This is a genomic window from Humibacillus xanthopallidus, from assembly GCF_044793955.1.
Taxonomy (GTDB): Bacteria; Actinomycetota; Actinomycetes; order Actinomycetales; family Dermatophilaceae; genus Humibacillus; species Humibacillus xanthopallidus_C.
The window spans coordinates 185306-200642 of the sequence record NZ_CP084995.1 but is presented as its reverse complement, the minus strand read 5'-3'; the positions used below and the strand labels follow the sequence as shown (position 1 = coordinate 200642).

13 protein-coding genes are annotated in these 15337 nt (G+C 73.4%); 2 read left to right on the top strand and 11 right to left on the bottom strand.

The genetic code is table 11. The features are described from left to right. Positions 1-4: 4 nt before the first annotated feature. Positions 5-1027, bottom strand: coding sequence for a glutathione S-transferase family protein (locus LG278_RS00865; protein ID WP_404389998.1), 1023 nt, complete (start codon positions 1025-1027; stop codon positions 5-7). Between the two features lie 76 nt (positions 1028-1103). Here LG278_RS00865 and LG278_RS00860 point away from each other — a divergent pair, with 76 nt between their 5' ends. After that, positions 1104-1775 (top strand): N-acetyltransferase, encoded by a 672-nt coding sequence (locus LG278_RS00860; protein ID WP_404389996.1) that lies wholly within the window; start codon positions 1104-1106, stop codon positions 1773-1775. Between the two features lie 19 nt (positions 1776-1794). Here LG278_RS00860 and LG278_RS00855 read toward each other — a convergent pair whose 3' ends face one another. The 10 genes from LG278_RS00855 to LG278_RS00810 all read right to left on the bottom strand — a co-directional run bounded on the left by LG278_RS00855 (position 1795) and on the right by LG278_RS00810 (position 13627). Further along, the gene (locus LG278_RS00855; RefSeq protein WP_404389994.1) at positions 1795-2973 is read right to left on the bottom strand and encodes an ABC transporter permease; all 1179 of its coding nucleotides are present in this window, start codon (positions 2971-2973) and stop codon (positions 1795-1797) included. Beyond that, entirely contained in the window at positions 2973-3890 is a 918-nt protein-coding gene (locus LG278_RS00850; RefSeq protein WP_404389992.1) for an ABC transporter ATP-binding protein, read from the bottom strand. The genes LG278_RS00855 and LG278_RS00850 overlap by 1 nt, the downstream gene beginning before the upstream one ends. A 64-nt stretch (positions 3891-3954) precedes the next feature. Further along, a complete protein-coding gene (locus LG278_RS00845) occupies positions 3955-5181 on the bottom strand; it encodes an N-acetylmuramoyl-L-alanine amidase (RefSeq protein WP_404389990.1) in 1227 nt (408 codons plus the stop codon). Between the two features lie 154 nt (positions 5182-5335). Further along, entirely contained in the window at positions 5336-5659 is a 324-nt protein-coding gene (gene trxA / locus LG278_RS00840; protein WP_404389988.1) for a thioredoxin, read from the bottom strand. 81 nt (positions 5660-5740) lie between these two features. Then, positions 5741-6775 carry a thioredoxin-disulfide reductase gene (gene trxB, locus LG278_RS00835; protein WP_404389986.1) on the bottom strand — a complete coding sequence of 345 codons (1035 nt, stop codon included), beginning with the start codon at positions 6773-6775 and terminating at the stop codon, positions 5741-5743. 266 nt (positions 6776-7041) lie between these two features. After that, positions 7042-7869 carry a hypothetical protein gene (locus LG278_RS00830; RefSeq protein ID WP_404389984.1) on the bottom strand — a complete coding sequence of 276 codons (828 nt, stop codon included), beginning with the start codon at positions 7867-7869 and terminating at the stop codon, positions 7042-7044. A gap of 191 nt (positions 7870-8060) precedes the next feature. Then, a complete protein-coding gene (sigM, locus tag LG278_RS00825; RefSeq protein ID WP_404389982.1) occupies positions 8061-8636 on the bottom strand; it encodes an RNA polymerase sigma factor SigM in 576 nt (191 codons plus the stop codon). Between the two features lie 2 nt (positions 8637-8638). Continuing rightward, positions 8639-10618, bottom strand: coding sequence for a protein kinase family protein (locus LG278_RS00820; protein ID WP_404389980.1), 1980 nt, complete (start codon positions 10616-10618; stop codon positions 8639-8641). Between the two features lie 61 nt (positions 10619-10679). After that, the gene (locus tag LG278_RS00815; protein WP_404389978.1) at positions 10680-13028 is read right to left on the bottom strand and encodes a DUF6049 family protein; all 2349 of its coding nucleotides are present in this window, start codon (positions 13026-13028) and stop codon (positions 10680-10682) included. Between the two features lie 113 nt (positions 13029-13141). Beyond that, complete coding sequence (locus LG278_RS00810; protein WP_404389976.1) at positions 13142-13627, bottom strand: NUDIX hydrolase; 486 nt, start codon at positions 13625-13627, stop codon at positions 13142-13144. A 175-nt stretch (positions 13628-13802) separates the two neighbouring features. On the opposite strand from LG278_RS00810, the gene LG278_RS00805 reads away from it, so the two are divergent. Further along, on the top strand, positions 13803-15281 hold the full coding sequence (locus LG278_RS00805) for a CCA tRNA nucleotidyltransferase (protein WP_404389974.1): 1479 nt from the start codon (positions 13803-13805) through the stop codon (positions 15279-15281). The last annotated feature ends 56 nt before the right edge of the window (positions 15282-15337 follow it).

The following is a 15337-nucleotide window of genomic DNA, read 5'->3' as shown; positions in this document are numbered from 1 at the left end:
ACGGTCAGACAGCGAGCATCGCGAGCACCGGGTTGTGCTCCGGCGCCACGACCTCACGCGGAGGTCCGGGCGGCGTGCCGTCCCCGAAGGGCGACCCGCCGAGCGACTCGCGTCCGTGAGGAGTCGCCCAGTTGTCGAGGGTCGGGCCGAGGGGCACGATGCCCGTCGGGTTCACGTCCTTGTGGACGACGTAGTAGTGCCGCTTGATGTGGGCGAAGTCGACGGTGTCGCCGAAGCCCGGGGTCTGGAAGAGGTCGCGTGCATAGCCCCACAGCGCCGGCATCTCGATGAGCTTGTTGCGGTTGCACTTGAAGTGGCCGTGATAGACCGGGTCGAAGCGCACCAGGGTCGTGAAGAGGCGCACGTCGGCCTCGGTGATGTGGTCGCCGACGAGGTAGCGCTGCGTCGACAGTCGCTCCTCGAGCACGTCGAGGTGGGTGAAGAGCCGCTCGTAGGCCTGGTCGTAGGACTCCTGGGTGCCGGCGAAGCCGCAGCGGTAGACGCCGTTGTTGACCTCCGTGTAGATCGGCTTGCTGACCGCCTCGATCTCGTCGCGCAGCGCCTCGGGGTAGAGATCGGGCGCGCCCTCACGGTGGAACTGCGACCACTCCGTCTCCATGTCGACGGTCATCTGCTTGAAGTCGTTGGTCACGACGGCGCCGGTCGTGACGTCGACGAAGGCGGGCACGGTGATGCCGCGGGGGTAGTCGGGGTCGCGCCTGAAGTAGGCGTCCTGGATGCGCGGGATGCCGAGCACCGGGTCGACACCGCCGGGGTCGAGGTCGAAGGTCCAGCTGCGCTTGTCGTGCGTGGGCCCGCAGATGCCCATCGACATCGCGTCCTCGAGCCCGAGCAGCCGCCGCACGATGATCGCGCGGTTGGCCCACGGGCACGCCCGCGCCACGACGAGCCGGTAGCGCCCCGCCTCGACGGCGAAGCCGTCGCGACCGTCGGCCGTGATGCGGGTCCTGATGTAGTTGGTGTCGCGCTCGAAGGACTTCTCGACGTAGGTGCCCTGCTCACTCATGGCGCCACCCTAATTCGGTATGCCGGGTGGCGGGCCATCGCGTGTCGCCGACCGCCGCTGGGGTGAGAATGGGGGCATGCCAGACCTGCGACTGCTCACGCCCGATCGGGTGGGAGACCTCGTCGGGTCGTGCGCACCCTGCACCTTCTGGCAGACGGTTCCCCGCAACGGGCACGGCGGGCCGTCGGACGCCGAGGCGCACCTTGCCCTGCTCGCCGAGTGGGTCGAGCAGGTCACCGACGACTGGGGGCCACCCGGGCGGATCGCGTATGCGGACGGCCGCCCGGTGGGGCACGTCGTGCTCGCGCCGCTGCGCCACGTGCCCCGCCTCGCGGCCTTCGCGACGGCGCCGAGCGACCCTGCCACCGTCATGCTCGTCACCGCCGTCACCACACCGGATGCCAACGGCGACGGCCGCGGCCTGCGCAAGACCCTCCTGCAGACGGCGGCCAAGGACGCGCTCAAGGCCCACGTGCGGTCCCTCGACGTCATCGCCTCGCGCCCTGCGGCCGTCGCCCCGCACGACTGCGTGCTCGAGGCGGGCCCGCTCGAGAAGTTCGGCTTCCGCGTGGAGCGCGACCACCCGGCATACCCCCGCCTGCGGATCGACCTGCGCACCGCGGTGACGCTGCGTGACGAGGCGGCTGCCTACGTGGCCCGGGCGCTCGCCCGCATCCCGGGCGTGCACCCGGCGCCGGAGGCGCATCCCCGCGGCTCGAGCTCGGCGCGGGCGGTCGACCAGCCCTGAGGAGCGCTGAGGCCGTGAGTCAGGGCCGGTCGGTCCGCGTGCCGAAGACCTCGGAGACCCGCACCCGCCGGCCGGTGATGACGAGGGCGCGGCGATAGATGGCCGAGGCGAGCCAGACGAGCAGCACGGCCGCGGCTGCCGTGAGCGCCATGGCGAGGAGCAGCTGGGCGACGGGGACCTGCCCCCCGGCCCACCGGATCGGCATCGCGATGGGAGCGGTGAAGGGGAAGATCGAGGCGAGGACCCCCCACGGCCCCTCGGGGTCTGCGGCGACGACGGTGATGGCGACGAGGTAGGACGCGGTGAGGACGAGGGTGACCGGCAGGACGGCCGAGCTCACCTCGGTGATCTTGTCGACGAGGGAGGCCGAGGCGGCGAAGAGGAACGCGTAGAGCGCGAAGCCCAGCACGAACCAGATGACCGCGATGGCCAGGTCGCCGCCGGCGACCGGCGGCAGCTCGATGTCGTCCATCACCTGCACCGCGACGGCCACGGGGGTGACGAGCACGAGCAGCTGCACGAGGGTCACGGCTCCCACCGCTGCGACCGTGCCCACGAGCGCCTGGCTGGGCCGCAGGACCGCCAGCAGCACCTCGGAGATGCGCGTGGACTTCTCCATGGCGACCGTCGTGGCGATGGCGTTGCCCGCGAACGTCAGGGCGAGGAAGAGCACGATGCCGACCGCGAAGCCGACGACCGCCCGCGCGCCCTCCACCCTGCCGACATCGACCTGTCGCGGCGGCTGCACCGACTGCACCTCGGCGATCTGGGCGGGGCTGAGCCCCGCCTCGACCAACCGCTCCGACGCCTCGAGCGCGACCAGCGATTGCGCGACGAGGACGGGGAAGGTGCCGCTCGCCATCGACGTGTAGAGCGTGTCGCCGACCAGGCCGGCCGTCGCGTCACCGTCTCGGACGGCCTGGCGCACCGCCGCGTCGTCGGCGCGCACGTCGTAGCTGACCGTGAAGCCGCCCGCCGAGCCCGCCGCCTCCAGCGCCTGGGTGAGGCCGGCCGCCGCCGGCTGGGTCGTTGCGAGGACGTAGGTCGTCTCGTCGCTCCTCAGCAGCTGGGGGAGGATGACGGCCGCCGCCGAGAGGACCAGCAGCAGCCCGGTGACGACCTTGAACGTGCGCGACCTGACGTTCTCGACGATGCCGCGCTCGGCGACCAGGGCGGTGCCGCGCCACCACGCGCGCATCAGCCTGCCCCCGCTCGCTCGTGGGTCGGCAGGGCCGCGGCGAGGAACAGCTGCGACAGGGTCGGCAGCTCGAGCCCGAAGTCGATGACCGGCCCGGCTGCCCGCGCAGCGTCGAGCACCTCGAGCGGTTCGACGCCGGTCGGGAGGTCGAGCCTCAGGTCATCGGCCTCATCGGCGATGACCCGCACCGCGGGGAAGCCGTGCAGCCACGCCCGGTCACGGGTCCGGAGGTGCAGGCGCAGCTGCCGCTGCCCGGTGGCGGCGCGCAGCTGGGCCACCTCGCCCTGCAGGACCGTGCGTCCGTGGTCGACCATGACGATCTCCTCGCAGAGGTCCTGCACGAGGTCGAGCTGGTGACTCGAGAAGAGCAGGGTGCACCCCGTCCGGGCTCGCTGCCGCAGCGTGGTGGACAGGCTCGCCACGGCGACCGGGTCGAGGCCGCTGAACGGCTCGTCGAGCACGATCACCTGCGGTTCGTGGACGAGCGAGGTCGCCAGCTGGAGGCGCTGCTGCATGCCGCCCGAGAGCTTGTCGGTGCGATCGCTCCACCGGTCGGCCAGCTCCAGCTCCTCGAGCAGGGCGCGGGCGCGGCGCGTGGCGTCGGGGCGGGAGAGGCCGTGAAGCCGCCCGAAGTGGATCACCTGGTCGCCCACCGGCATGCCCGGGTAGAGGCCACGCTCCTGCGGCATGTAGCCCCAGCGGCGGCGGTCCTCGTCACCGACGGGGCGGCCGTCGAGGAGGACCTCACCGCGGGCCGGTCGTAGAACGCCCAGCAGCACTCGCATGAGGGTCGTCTTGCCGGCGCCGTTGGGTCCGAGCAGTCCGGTGAGCACGCCCGGAGTCACGTCCAGGCTCACCTCGTCGAGGGCGACCCGGTCGCCGAAGGCGTAGGAGACCTCGCGCACTGCGAGCCTCATGCTCCCGACCTTACGCTCGGCGGCCGCCCCGCCCCGGCGCTATGGAGGAGCCGGGGGGTCGTCGTCAGGAGACGGTGCGGTCGCCCGCCGGGACGCCCTGCATCGAGGCCAGGTGGCGGCGCAGGTCGTCGAGGCGCAGCATCCCGGTGCGTGAGGTGTCGGCCTCGCCGAGGTAGACGCGCTGGAGGGCGACGACGACGGCCTCGGCGATGTGGTCGAGCGTCTGCGGGTCGGACAGGGCCGCGGCGTCGCCCTCGTGGCTGAGGTAGCCGACGTCGAGGCGAACGGCGGGCATCCGGGTGCGTCGCAGCAGCGGCCACGTGCGGGCGTGCGTGCGGCAGTCGGTCAGGCCGGTGCGGGCGACGACCTCGCGCAGGAGCAGGTCGGCGAAGTGCTCGCCCATGTTGGACCAGCCGGCGTGGTCGGCGGCGCCGTAGAAGTAGGTCGCGACCCCGTGGGCCGAGCCGGTCTGCGAGTGGTCGGTGTGCAGCGACAGCACGAGGTCGGCGTCGCACGAGTTGGCAAAGGCGGCGCGGTCCTCGTCGCTGCCCCCGTCGGTCGCCTCGGTGTGCGTGAAGACGACGCTCACGCCGTGGGCGGAGAGCCGGCCCTCGACGCGGCGGGCGAGGTCGAGGGCCAGGCGAGCCTCCTCGAGGCCGCGGTGACCCCGGGCCCCGTGGTCGGTGCCGCCGTGACCGGGGTCGACGACGACGGTGCGGCCGCTCAGGCTGTAGCCGCTGCGCCGGATGCTCTCGCGCTCGCGCAGGGCGTTGGCCGAGCCGCCCACGACCGAGCGCCGCAGGCCCGCGAAGGCGCGCATCGTCTCGGGGCCGACGGTGCCGTCGGTCTCGAGCCCCAGAGCGGCCTGGAAGGCGCGCACGGCCGCGTCGGTGGCCGGGCCGTGGATCCCGTCGACCTTGCCGGGCGTGAAGCCGAGCTCGGCGAGGCGGGCCTGCAGGGCGACGACGTCGTCACCCTCGACGAAGTACTCGGGGATGTAGCGCAGCACGCGGTCACCGAGCGTCCAGCGCGCACCGTCGAGCACGGCATACGTCTGGCGGCCGACGATGCCGTCGACGAGCAGGCCCCGGCGCTGCTGGAAGGACTTGACCGCCTGCTCTACGCGCTCGTCGAAGACCGGGTCGCCGAGGTGATCGGCGTCGGCGCCATCCGGGAGGTCACCGCGCAGGTCACTGGGCAGGTCACCGGTGAGCACGAGGCGCTCGCAGACGGCCGCGACAGCGGGCCCGGCGTCGCCGCGGCGGAGCGCGATGGCGGGTGGTGGGGTCATCTCGGCTCCCTTCTCGAGCTGGTTGCCGACAGGTCACGGTGGCGTGGCTGGCCGTGTGCAGCGTAAACGGCGCAGGGGTGGCCCCGCATCCCAGTGGGACACGGACCACCCCTGGCAGGGTGCACGTGGGTGCGCCCGGGTGCGGTCAGCACGCTCAGGCGATGAACTCCTCGAGCTCACGGAGCAGCTTGGGCTTGGGGTGCGCGCCGACGATGGTCTTGACGACCTGGCCCTTGACGTAGACGTTGAGCGTCGGGATCGAGACGACGCCGTAGCGGGCGGCCGTGTCGACGTTGGCGTCGGTGTCGAGCTTGACGACCTCGATCTTGTCGCCGTACTGCTCGCTGATCTCCTCGAGGATGGGGGCCACCTTGCGGCACGGGCCGCACCACGTCGCCCAGAAGTCGACGAGCACGGGCTTCTCGCTCATGAGGACGTCGTCGGCGAAGGTGGCGTCGGTCGTGTTCTTCAGGGCCATGGAGGTTCCTTTTCGGTATGCCGCGGGGCTGGGTGGGGCGGGCTGGCTGGAGGGAGTGCGGGCGGAGCGTCTGCGTCGAGGCTACGCGGAGGCGCCGACGGTGGTGCTCGGCACGGAGATCTCACCGGCGTCGGTCTCGTCGATGGCAGCGGCCACGGCAGCAGCCTCGTGCGGGCTCGAGGTGTCCTCCAACGCGGCGAGGTAGTGCTCGGCGTCGAGCGCGGCGGCGCAGCCGGAGCCGGCGGCCGTGATGGCCTGGCGGTAGGTGTGGTCGACGAGGTCGCCGGAGGCGAAGACGCCGGGCACGTTGGTGCGCGTCGAGCGGCCGTCGACCAGCACGTAGCCGGCGTCGTCGAGGTCGATGACACCCTTGACCAGCTCGTTGCGCGGGTCGTGCCCGATGGCGACGAAGAGACCCGTGATGGCGAGCTCGCTCGTCGCGCCGGTGACGGTGTCGCGCAGCGTGATACCGCTGAGCTTGCCCTCGCCGTGGATCTCGGCGACCTCGGAGTTCCAGGCGAAACGGATCTTGTCGTTGGCGAGGGCGCGGTCGGCCATGATCTTGCTGGCGCGCAGCTCCGAACGGCGGTGGATGATCGTCACCGTGCGGGCGAACTTCGTCAGGAAGGTCGCCTCCTCGATGGCGGAGTCGCCACCACCGACGACCGCGATGTCCTGGTCGCGGAAGAAGAAGCCGTCGCAGGTGGCGCACCACGAGACGCCGTGGCCCGAGAGCTCCTTCTCGCGTGGCAGCCCGAGCTCGCGGTAGGCGGAGCCCATCGCGAGGATGACCGAGCGGGCGCGGTGCACGGTGCCCTCGCCGTCGGTGACGGTCTTGATCTCGCCGGTGAGGTCGACGGCGGTGACGTCGTCGGTCACGAGCTCGGCGCCGAAGCGCTCGGCCTGGGCGCGCATGCCGTCCATGAGGTCGGGCCCCATGATGCCGTCCTTGAATCCGGGGAAGTTCTCGACATCGGTCGTGTTCATCAGCGCGCCGCCGGCCGTGACGGCACCCTCGAAGACGAGGGGGGCGAGGTTGGCGCGGGCCGCATAGACGGCGGCGGTGTAGCCGGCCGGGCCAGAGCCGATGATGATGACGTTGCGCACGTCGGACATGGTGCTGCTCCTGTTGCTGCTCTCGGGATGGCGACCCGACCTGCCGGCACACCGGGTGGTCGGGGCTGCATTGGCCTCAACCGATCCTAGGCGGTCGTTGTTCCCACGCACGGGAGCTCACGGCCGCGGGCGGCCTGCGCCCCCGTGGACCCCCGAAACCCTGCGCGGGAGCTCACGGCCGCGGGCGGCCTGCGCCCCCGTGGACCCCCGAGCCGCCGCGCGCGGGAGCTCACGGCCGTGGCCCGCCCCTTCGTCAGGCACCCGCGTCAGGGCACCGGGGTGGGGCCCGCCAGCGTGGTGACGTTGCCGGGGGAGCAGTTGCGCTCCACGGCATACGCCGTGTTCGTGCTGGTGCCCGCGTCGGTGACGACGATGATCGCGGCGGGACGGCCCCCGAAGGTCGCGAGGTCGGCCGTCACCGCGCCAGCGCCGAGGGCTCCGAGGGCCTCGAGGCAGGACGCGAGGCCCACGGGAGTCGCGATCGGGCCGAGGGAGGGCGACTCGGCCGCGAGGTCGGCCAGCGGGGTGGCCGGGTCGTCGAGCAGGGCGCGCGCCTGCGCCGCGAGCGTGGCCGCGGTGTAGTCGGTCGTGCTGAGCTGGATGTGGGGCGTGGTCGCGGGTGCAGCGCTGGTCGCGGGTGCAGGGCTGGTCGCAGTCGGTCCGACGGTGCTCGTGTCGCCGACGACGACCGCAGCCGGGTTCGGCCGCTGGGTGACGTGCAGGGCCGACACGCCCACGGCCACCACGGCCGCCGCTGCTGCCACCGCGGCGGCCGCGACCCACGGACGGGGCCGCCGGCGCACAGGCAGGCGCACCACGCCCTCACCCCGACCGGCCATGTCGGCCACCGGCTCGCCGCCTGCAGCGGGCAGCGGTCCACGAGCCACCCGCAGGCGGGCCTCGTCGGCCAGGGCGAGCTCGATCCGGGCCGCCACGTCGGCCGGCATCGGCCCCGAGTCGGAGGGCGCGGCGAGCAGCGCTCTCACCCGGGCATCCACCTCGGGGTCCAGCTGGGTCTCGGGATCGGTGTCTGGCTCGGTGTCTGGCTCGGTGGCGCCGGGGAGGCGCGGTGTCGGGTGCTCGGAGTCGGTCACGGGTGAGGTCCTTCGTGCGGTGCTCTGGGGCGTGCGGGGTGAGTCGTCCGGACGGCGCGCCCGGGTCGTCCGCTCCGACCCGCACGGGGGCAGGTCGACGATCCCGGGGTATGCCGGTCGCTTCGTCTCCGACGACGCGTGGCGGTCGGCGGTTCCGCCGACTCCACCCGACTCCACCCGGTGCATCCCGCTCACCGAGGACGGACGACGAGCCCGAGGTGCTCGGCCAGCGCGGCCCGGCCCCGGGCGCACCGCGACTTGATGGTGCCCTCGGCCACGCCGAGGATCACGGCCGCCTCGGCCACCGACACCGCGTGCATGTCGACGAGCACGAGAGCCGCGCGCTGCCCCTCCGGCAGCGTGGCGAGGGCCTCGTGGATGTCGAGGCGCACCTCCGTCGAGGCGTGGTCGTCGTGGCGGTCGGGCAGACCCAGCTCCGGCAGCTCGCTCGTGGGCCGGCGCCGGCGGAGCCGGTCGAGGCAGGCGTTGACGACGATGCGGTGCAGCCAGGTCGTCACGGCGGCCTCACCGCGGAAGGAGCCGGCCCGGCGGAAGGCGGCGATGAAGGCGTCCTGCACGCAGTCGGAGGCGAGCTCGGGGTCGCGCACCGTGCGCAGGGCCACCGCCCACATGCGGTCCTTGTGGCGGCGGAAGAGCTCGCCGAAGGCCGTGTCGTGACCTTCAACGTGCAGCTGGAGCAGGTCCTTGTCGGTGAGCGCGGTCAGGTCGGTCAGCTCGGTGAGCGGCGCGGCGGTGCCCTCCGGCACGGTCAGCGGACCGTCACTTCGTTGATCTGGGCGCGGTAGCGGGTCGGCTCCTCGGCCGCCGCGGCCCTCGTGACGAAGACGATGAGGGCCGTGCCGGGCTCGAGCTTCTTGTCGGCCTTGATGGTCACGGTGCCCTCGGCGCCCTTGGCCGACCCGACCCGCTGGGCGCCCTCACGGGAGGTGCCGTCGGTGAGGTAGACGGTGACGTCTTGCTTGGCCGGCAGGACGAGCTCGACCTCGCTGACGGCGGTGGGCTGGCTCAGCTGAAGGATGACGCCGAGGCCCTCCTTGTCGCCGTTGTAGGTGGGCGTGCCGTACCACCGCGACCGCCACCCGGTGCTCGGGTCGCCGTCGAAGACGTTCTTGACGTTCTGGTCGGCCTCGTTGCCGTCCTGCTCGTCGTAGCCCTTGCCGCCCGTGATCGACACGGGGGTGGGCGGGGGAGCGGAGGTCGACGTCGGGGCGGGCTCGCTCGTCGTCTCGGGGGGAGCGGAGGACTGCGTCCGGGTGGCTGTGACGGTCACGACGGCGTTGGCCGAGCCGTCACCGTCGCTCTGGCCGATCTTGGCGACGTTGTTGACGCCGATGAAGAGGGCGACGAGCACCAGCACGCCGACGATCGCCAGGGCGATGCGTGACTGGGCACCCGACGGGCGCTCGGGAGCCTCGCGGCCGAAGACCGGCAGCGGCGGCTCGATCTCGGTCTCGGGGGCGTCGTCGAGCGCGTCGGTGAGGGCGATCTCCTCGCCGTCGTAGTCGTCGCGGTCATCGCGATCACCGTGCGAGGCATGCGCGGCGCGGCGCTCGGCGGCACGGGCTGCGGCCTTGTCGGCCGCTGCACGGGCGAAGGAGCCGACCCGGTCGCCGATGGCTGCAGCGGCACCGGCGGCTGCCGCCCCTGCAGCGGCGAGTCCGGCCGTGCCGCCCGCCCCGCCGGTGGCCGCTCCACCACCGGCACCCGCAGTGGCACCAGCACCGCCCGCGGTGCCCGCGTAGGACTCGCTGGGCTCCTGGTCGGCGCCGACCGTGGGGAAGACGTCGGTGGAGCCCGCCGAGGCACGAGCGCCTGCACCCGCAGCACCTGCGCCGGCGGCACCGACGACGGGCAGGACCCGGGTCGAACCGGACTGCCCGCGCGACGCGGGCAGTCCGATGCCGCTGGCCCCGTCCGACTGCGGTGGGCCGGAGGGCCAGGGGGCGATCTGCAGGGCGAGGTCACCGGGCGAGATCGGCCCGCGTCGGCTGTCACCGAGCGTCATCCGGCAGATGAGGTCGAGGTCGTTGGGCACTCCGGTGACGATCTCGGAGGGTGCGACGACGCCGCCCACGACGGTGGGGGCGTCCTCGAGGCCGGTGCCCGACGCGGGGCCGGGGCCGACGAGCCCGCCGTCGACCGCCACGGCGGGCCAGCGGGAGGTGAGACCGGCATACGCCACCTTGACGAGCCCGACGGCGTCGGCGCGCGAAGCATGCTCGTCGGAGACGCGGTCGGCGCCGGTCAGGACGGCTTCGGTGGCCAGGCCGCGCACCTTGACCGAGCCGTCGGGCATGCGCAGCACGGTGCTCGGCGTCAGCGCGAGGTGGTGCAGGCCGCGGTGGCTCGCCTTGTCGAGGGCGCTCGCGGTCTCTCCGGTGAGCCGGCGCACCTCCTCGGCCGGGAGGCCGCCGGACTGCAGCAGGTGCGACAGGGGCACGGCCCCTGTGAGCGGCTCCTCGACGACGAAGGCGATGCCCTGGTCGGTGCCGACGTCGAGCACCCGCACGAGCCGGGGGTCCTCCACGCCGGCGGCACGGCGGGCCGCGTCGAGTGTCGCGGCGGCGATCGGTGACGAGGCGGGGAAGCAGACGAGCACGACCTCGCGCTCGAGGGTGTGGTCACTGGCACGCCAGCGCTCGTGGGAGGGGGCCTCGGACGTGCGGAGGGTGACGGCATACCGCCCGCCGAGTAGCGTTCCTGGTCCGACCCCGTGCACGTGCGTCACCCCTCCCTGGTGTGCCTGCGGCTGACGCTGCCGCTGGGTTTGAGCGTCATCCTAGGCGGAGTCAGCGCGGATCCCCGCCCTCGCCGGCGGCGTGTGCGGCAGTGACCGCCTCGATGTCCTCGATCTCGTCGATGCGCGAGGTGCCCTTCAGCACGGTGCGGGCGATGCCCGCGATGAGCACGATCCCGGCCAGCACGCCACCGACCCAGTAGATCGTCGCGTCGAGCGGGTTGGCCTGAACCTTGATCGCCGCCGACGTGCCGATGATCGTGCCGTCGGCGGTCGTCAGGTAGGCGTTGATCTCGGCCCGGCCGGCCGCGACGGCCGCGACCTGCACCGGCACGATGGCCCGAGACCCGGGCTCGATGGTGATCGGTCCAGGCTGCTCGACGATCTGGATGCGCGGGTTGTTGGGCACGAGCTTGAGGCGGATGTCATCGACGACGTAGTCGAGACCGTTGACGACCGTCACCTGCAGGGTGCCCTGCTCGGCGAGCAGGTTGATGCTGCGCGACACGACGCGGATCGCGCGGGTGGCGGCGGTGATGTCGGCGGAGACGGCGGTGCCGAGGGTGGTCCAGCCCTCCCGGTTCCAGCGCCACCGGGCGCTGGCCAGCTCGTCGAGCAGCTCGCCGTAGGTGGCGGCGAACACCTCGCCGTCCTCGAGCACCTCCGAGACCGAGAGCATCGTCGACCGCTGGGTCGTCATCTGCGAGAGCCGGGCGGTCGTCAGGGTCGGGGCCGGCGCCGCCGACGCGGGCTGCTTCGCCGGCCGCTGCTGCGCCACGGCCCGCTCGGAGGGACGGTCGGTGAGCAGGCTCGCGGCGTCGACCGTCTCCAGCCACGGCACCGACGCCGTCGTCGCGAGGAAGGAGGACAGGGCCTGCGGGTCCGGGTCGTAGGTGCGGGGGGCCACGACGAGCGCCGAGCGCGGGGTGCCGGCGCGTTCGCCGAGCAGGACGAGCGTCTCGGCGAGGTAGCGCTGCGTCGCGAGCACGGGCGTGGGGTCGGTGCGCTGCGGCAGCAGGGCGGAGAGCCGGGCGTCGTAGCCGAGCAGGCGGGTGCCGCCGGCAGCGACCCGGCGCGCGGTGGGGGTGTAGGAGGAGACGCCCGTGACGGACCGTTGGTCGACGACGATGCCGGCCACCTTCTTCACGGTCGACCCGCCCCAGATCGTCTGCAGCTGCTTCTCGCGTCCGTTGGGCAGCAGTCCGTCGACCGGCCAGGCGATGTCGGCCCGCGCGGGCTTGCCGAGCACCTCGGCGACGACTGATGCGCGACTGACGAGGCTGCGCACCGGGGCGTTCGCCGGGTTGATCGCCCCACTCGCCGCGACGTCGGCGTCGGCGTAGGGCAGCGCCACGACGGTGCGGTCTCGCAGCGTCGTGGCGAGCCGGTCGGCCAGCTCGGAGACGACCGCATCGGGCCCGGCCGCCCCGTCGGTGCCGCCCGAGTCACCGTTGCCACCCGTGTCACCCGTGCCGGTGGTCGCGCTCCCGGTCGGGGTGGCGGTGGTCGCGCTCCCGGTCGGGGTGGCGGTGGGCGCGGCCGTCGCCGTCGGTGTGCCTGTCGCTGTGTCCGAGGGCGTGTCTGAGGGCGCCGTGGGTGTGGCTGTCGCTGACGGCGCCGTGGTCGTCGCGCCGGGAGCCGGTGTCGTCGGCGTCGGCGTCGGGGTGCCCGACGGCGCCGACGGCCCGGCCGTCGCACCGTCGACCGCCGGCCCGAAGACGGCGGGGTCGACCGCGAGGGTGACGCGCGCGCCGGCGGTGCCCTCCACGAGCCGGGTCAGTCGTGACGTCGGTCCGATCACGCTGCGCCACGCCGGGTCGCGCACCGCCTCCTCCTGCGAGAAGAGGTCGACCACCGGGTCGAGGGTGACCGGCAGCATGGTGGCGACCTGGATCGGCTCGAACTCCTTGCGGGAGTTCCAGGCGAGGAAGGTGCGGGTCATCCCGATCGATGCCGACGCCCCCTCCTGCACGACCTCGATCGAGAGCGGCAGCGCGGCGAAGGCGTCGGGGGAGCGCAGCTCGTCGGCGGGGACGACGACGGAGAAGGAGCGCTCGGTGCCGGCGGGCACCGTCGCCAGGGTGGCCCGCGCCACGGTGGGGCCGGAGGTGGCCGTGCGGCCGGAGGCCCAGGCGTCGAGGGCGGTGCGCGTCGCGATGTCGGCGCGGCCGAGGCGCACCTGCACTGTCGGTGAGCTGAGCGGTCCGGTGAGGGGTGCGGTGACGACACCGGTGATGGTCACGTCGGTGCTCGCCTTGACGACCGCGGGAGCGACCTGGGTCAGGGTGACGAGCGCTCGGGTCGGGTCGGGCGTGATGGCCGGGGTGGCGCCGGACGCGCTCGCGGCCGACCCCGCCGCCTCGGCCCGCGCGACCGAGCCAGCCGCCGAGATTCCCGACATCCCAGGCATAACGGGCAGTCCCAGCAGGGTGAGCAGCACGACGACCGCACCGGCCGCGACACGCGGACTCCGGCGACGCCCCCTCGTTCCCGGACGCCGCGACCTGCTCGTGATCACGCCGTGCCTGCCAGCCGGTTCCACGCCGTCTGCGCGATGCGACGCTCGTTGGGGAAGGTCAGCCTGCGGTGCACCTCGTCGAGCCGCATCCAGGCGACGTCGATGGCCTCGTGGTCGGGGTCGTTCTCGATCGAGAGCTCGCCGCCGAGGGCCTCGAGAAGGTAGTGGTGGACGTACTTGTGCACCCGCTTGGTCGACGTCGCGAACCAGTAGTCGATGGTGCCGAGCTCGACGAGCACCCGTCCGACGATGCCGGTCTCCTCGGCGACCTCGCGCGCGGCCGTCTCGACGAGCGTCTCGCCGGGCTCGACGTGGCCCTTGGGGAGGCACCACTCGACGCGGCCCGCGCGGTTGCGCCGAGCGATGATCGCGATGAGGGCGTAGCCGTCCCTGACGTCGACGACGATGCCCCCCGCGGAGCGCTCCTCGACCGCGGGCAGACGCCTCCCCTGCACCGGGGTGGGGAGGGGCTGCGCGCTCACCTCGCCACCATAACCGGGTGTCGCCGCCACCGCCTTCGTCCCAGTGCACCGACGCCGCCTCCGACGGGGCCCCGGTATGCCGCGTGGCCGGGCCCGTGCCCCCCGGCGCCCCCCGGCGGCACCCGGTGCCCGTCGGTGCGGCGGGGTGGGCTCGCCGCTCGCCTACGCTGGTGCGGTGCCCGACCGCTCCTCCGCCGTGACCGCGACGACGCCTCACCGTCCCCTGCTCGAGGCGGCGGTGGCGCGCCTGGCCCCCGTGCTGCCGATGCTCACCGAGCTCGGCGAGCTCTTCGCTGCGGCCGGGCACGAGCTGGCGCTCGTCGGGGGGCCGGTGCGCGACGCCTTCCTCGGGCGGGTCTCTCCCGACCTCGACTTCACGAGCGACGCCCGCCCCGACGAGATCCTCGAGATCGGCGCCGGCTGGGCCGACGCCCACTGGGACATCGGGCGCGACTTCGGCACCATCGGCCTGCGCAAGGGCGCCCTCCAGCTCGAGATCACGACCTACCGCGCCGACGTCTACGACCGCACCTCCCGCAAGCCCGAGGTGATGTTCGGCGACACGCTCGAGGGCGACCTCGTTCGGCGCGATTTCGCCGTCAACGCCATGGCGATCCGGCTGCCGAGCCTCGAGTTCGTCGACGTGCACGGCGGCCTCGACGACCTCGTGGCCCGGCGCCTCATGACCCCGGCTGCACCCGAGGAGTCCTTCGCCGACGACCCGCTCCGGATGATGCGGGCCGCGCGCTTCTCCGCCCAGCTCGGCTTCGACGTCGCGCCGCAGGTGCGCGCCGCGATGACCGAGCGGGCCACGACGCTCGAGATCATCTCGGCGGAGCGGGTGCGCGACGAGTTCAGCAAGCTGCTGCTGGCGCCGCAGCCCCGCGTCGGGCTGACGCTCCTCGTCGACACCGGCCTGGCCGACGTCTTCCTGCCCGAGCTGCCCGCGCTGCGCCTCGAGGTCGACGAGCACCACCGCCACAAGGACGTCTACGACCACTCGCTCATCGTGCTGGAGCAGGCGATCGACCTCGAGGGCCCGCCCGACGGGCCGCCGGAGTCGGTGCCCGGGCCCGATCTTGTGCTGCGCCTGGCCGCCCTGCTCCACGACATCGGCAAGCCGGCGACCCGGCGTTTCGAGCCCGGCGGCGGTGTCTCCTTCCACCACCACGAGCTCGTCGGGGCCAAGCTCGTCAGCAAGCGGCTCAAGGCGATGCGCTTCGACAAGGACACCACGAAGCAGGTGGCGCGGCTCGTGGAGCTGCACCTGCGCTTCCACGGCTACGGCGACGGACAGTGGACCGACTCCGCCGTGCGGCGCTACGCCACTGACGCCGGGCCGCTGCTCAGCCGGCTGCACCGGCTGACCCGCTCGGACTGCACGACCCGCAACGTGCGCAAGGCCCAGCGGCTCTCCCGCGCCTACGACGACCTCGAGCGGCGCATCGACCGCCTCGCCGCCGAGGAGGAGCTGGGCAAGGTGCGCCCCGAGCTCGACGGCAACGAGATCGCCGCGGCGCTCGGCATCAAGCCCGGCCCGGTGCTCGGCCAGGCCTACTCCTACCTGCTGTCGGTGCGCCTCGACGACGGGCTGATCGGCAAGGACGCCGCCCGCGACAAGCTGCTCGCCTGGTGGGCCGCCCGGGCCGAGTGACGCCCAACCGGTCACCCGACCGGGTCACCCGACCGGTCACCCAGACCCCACCGACC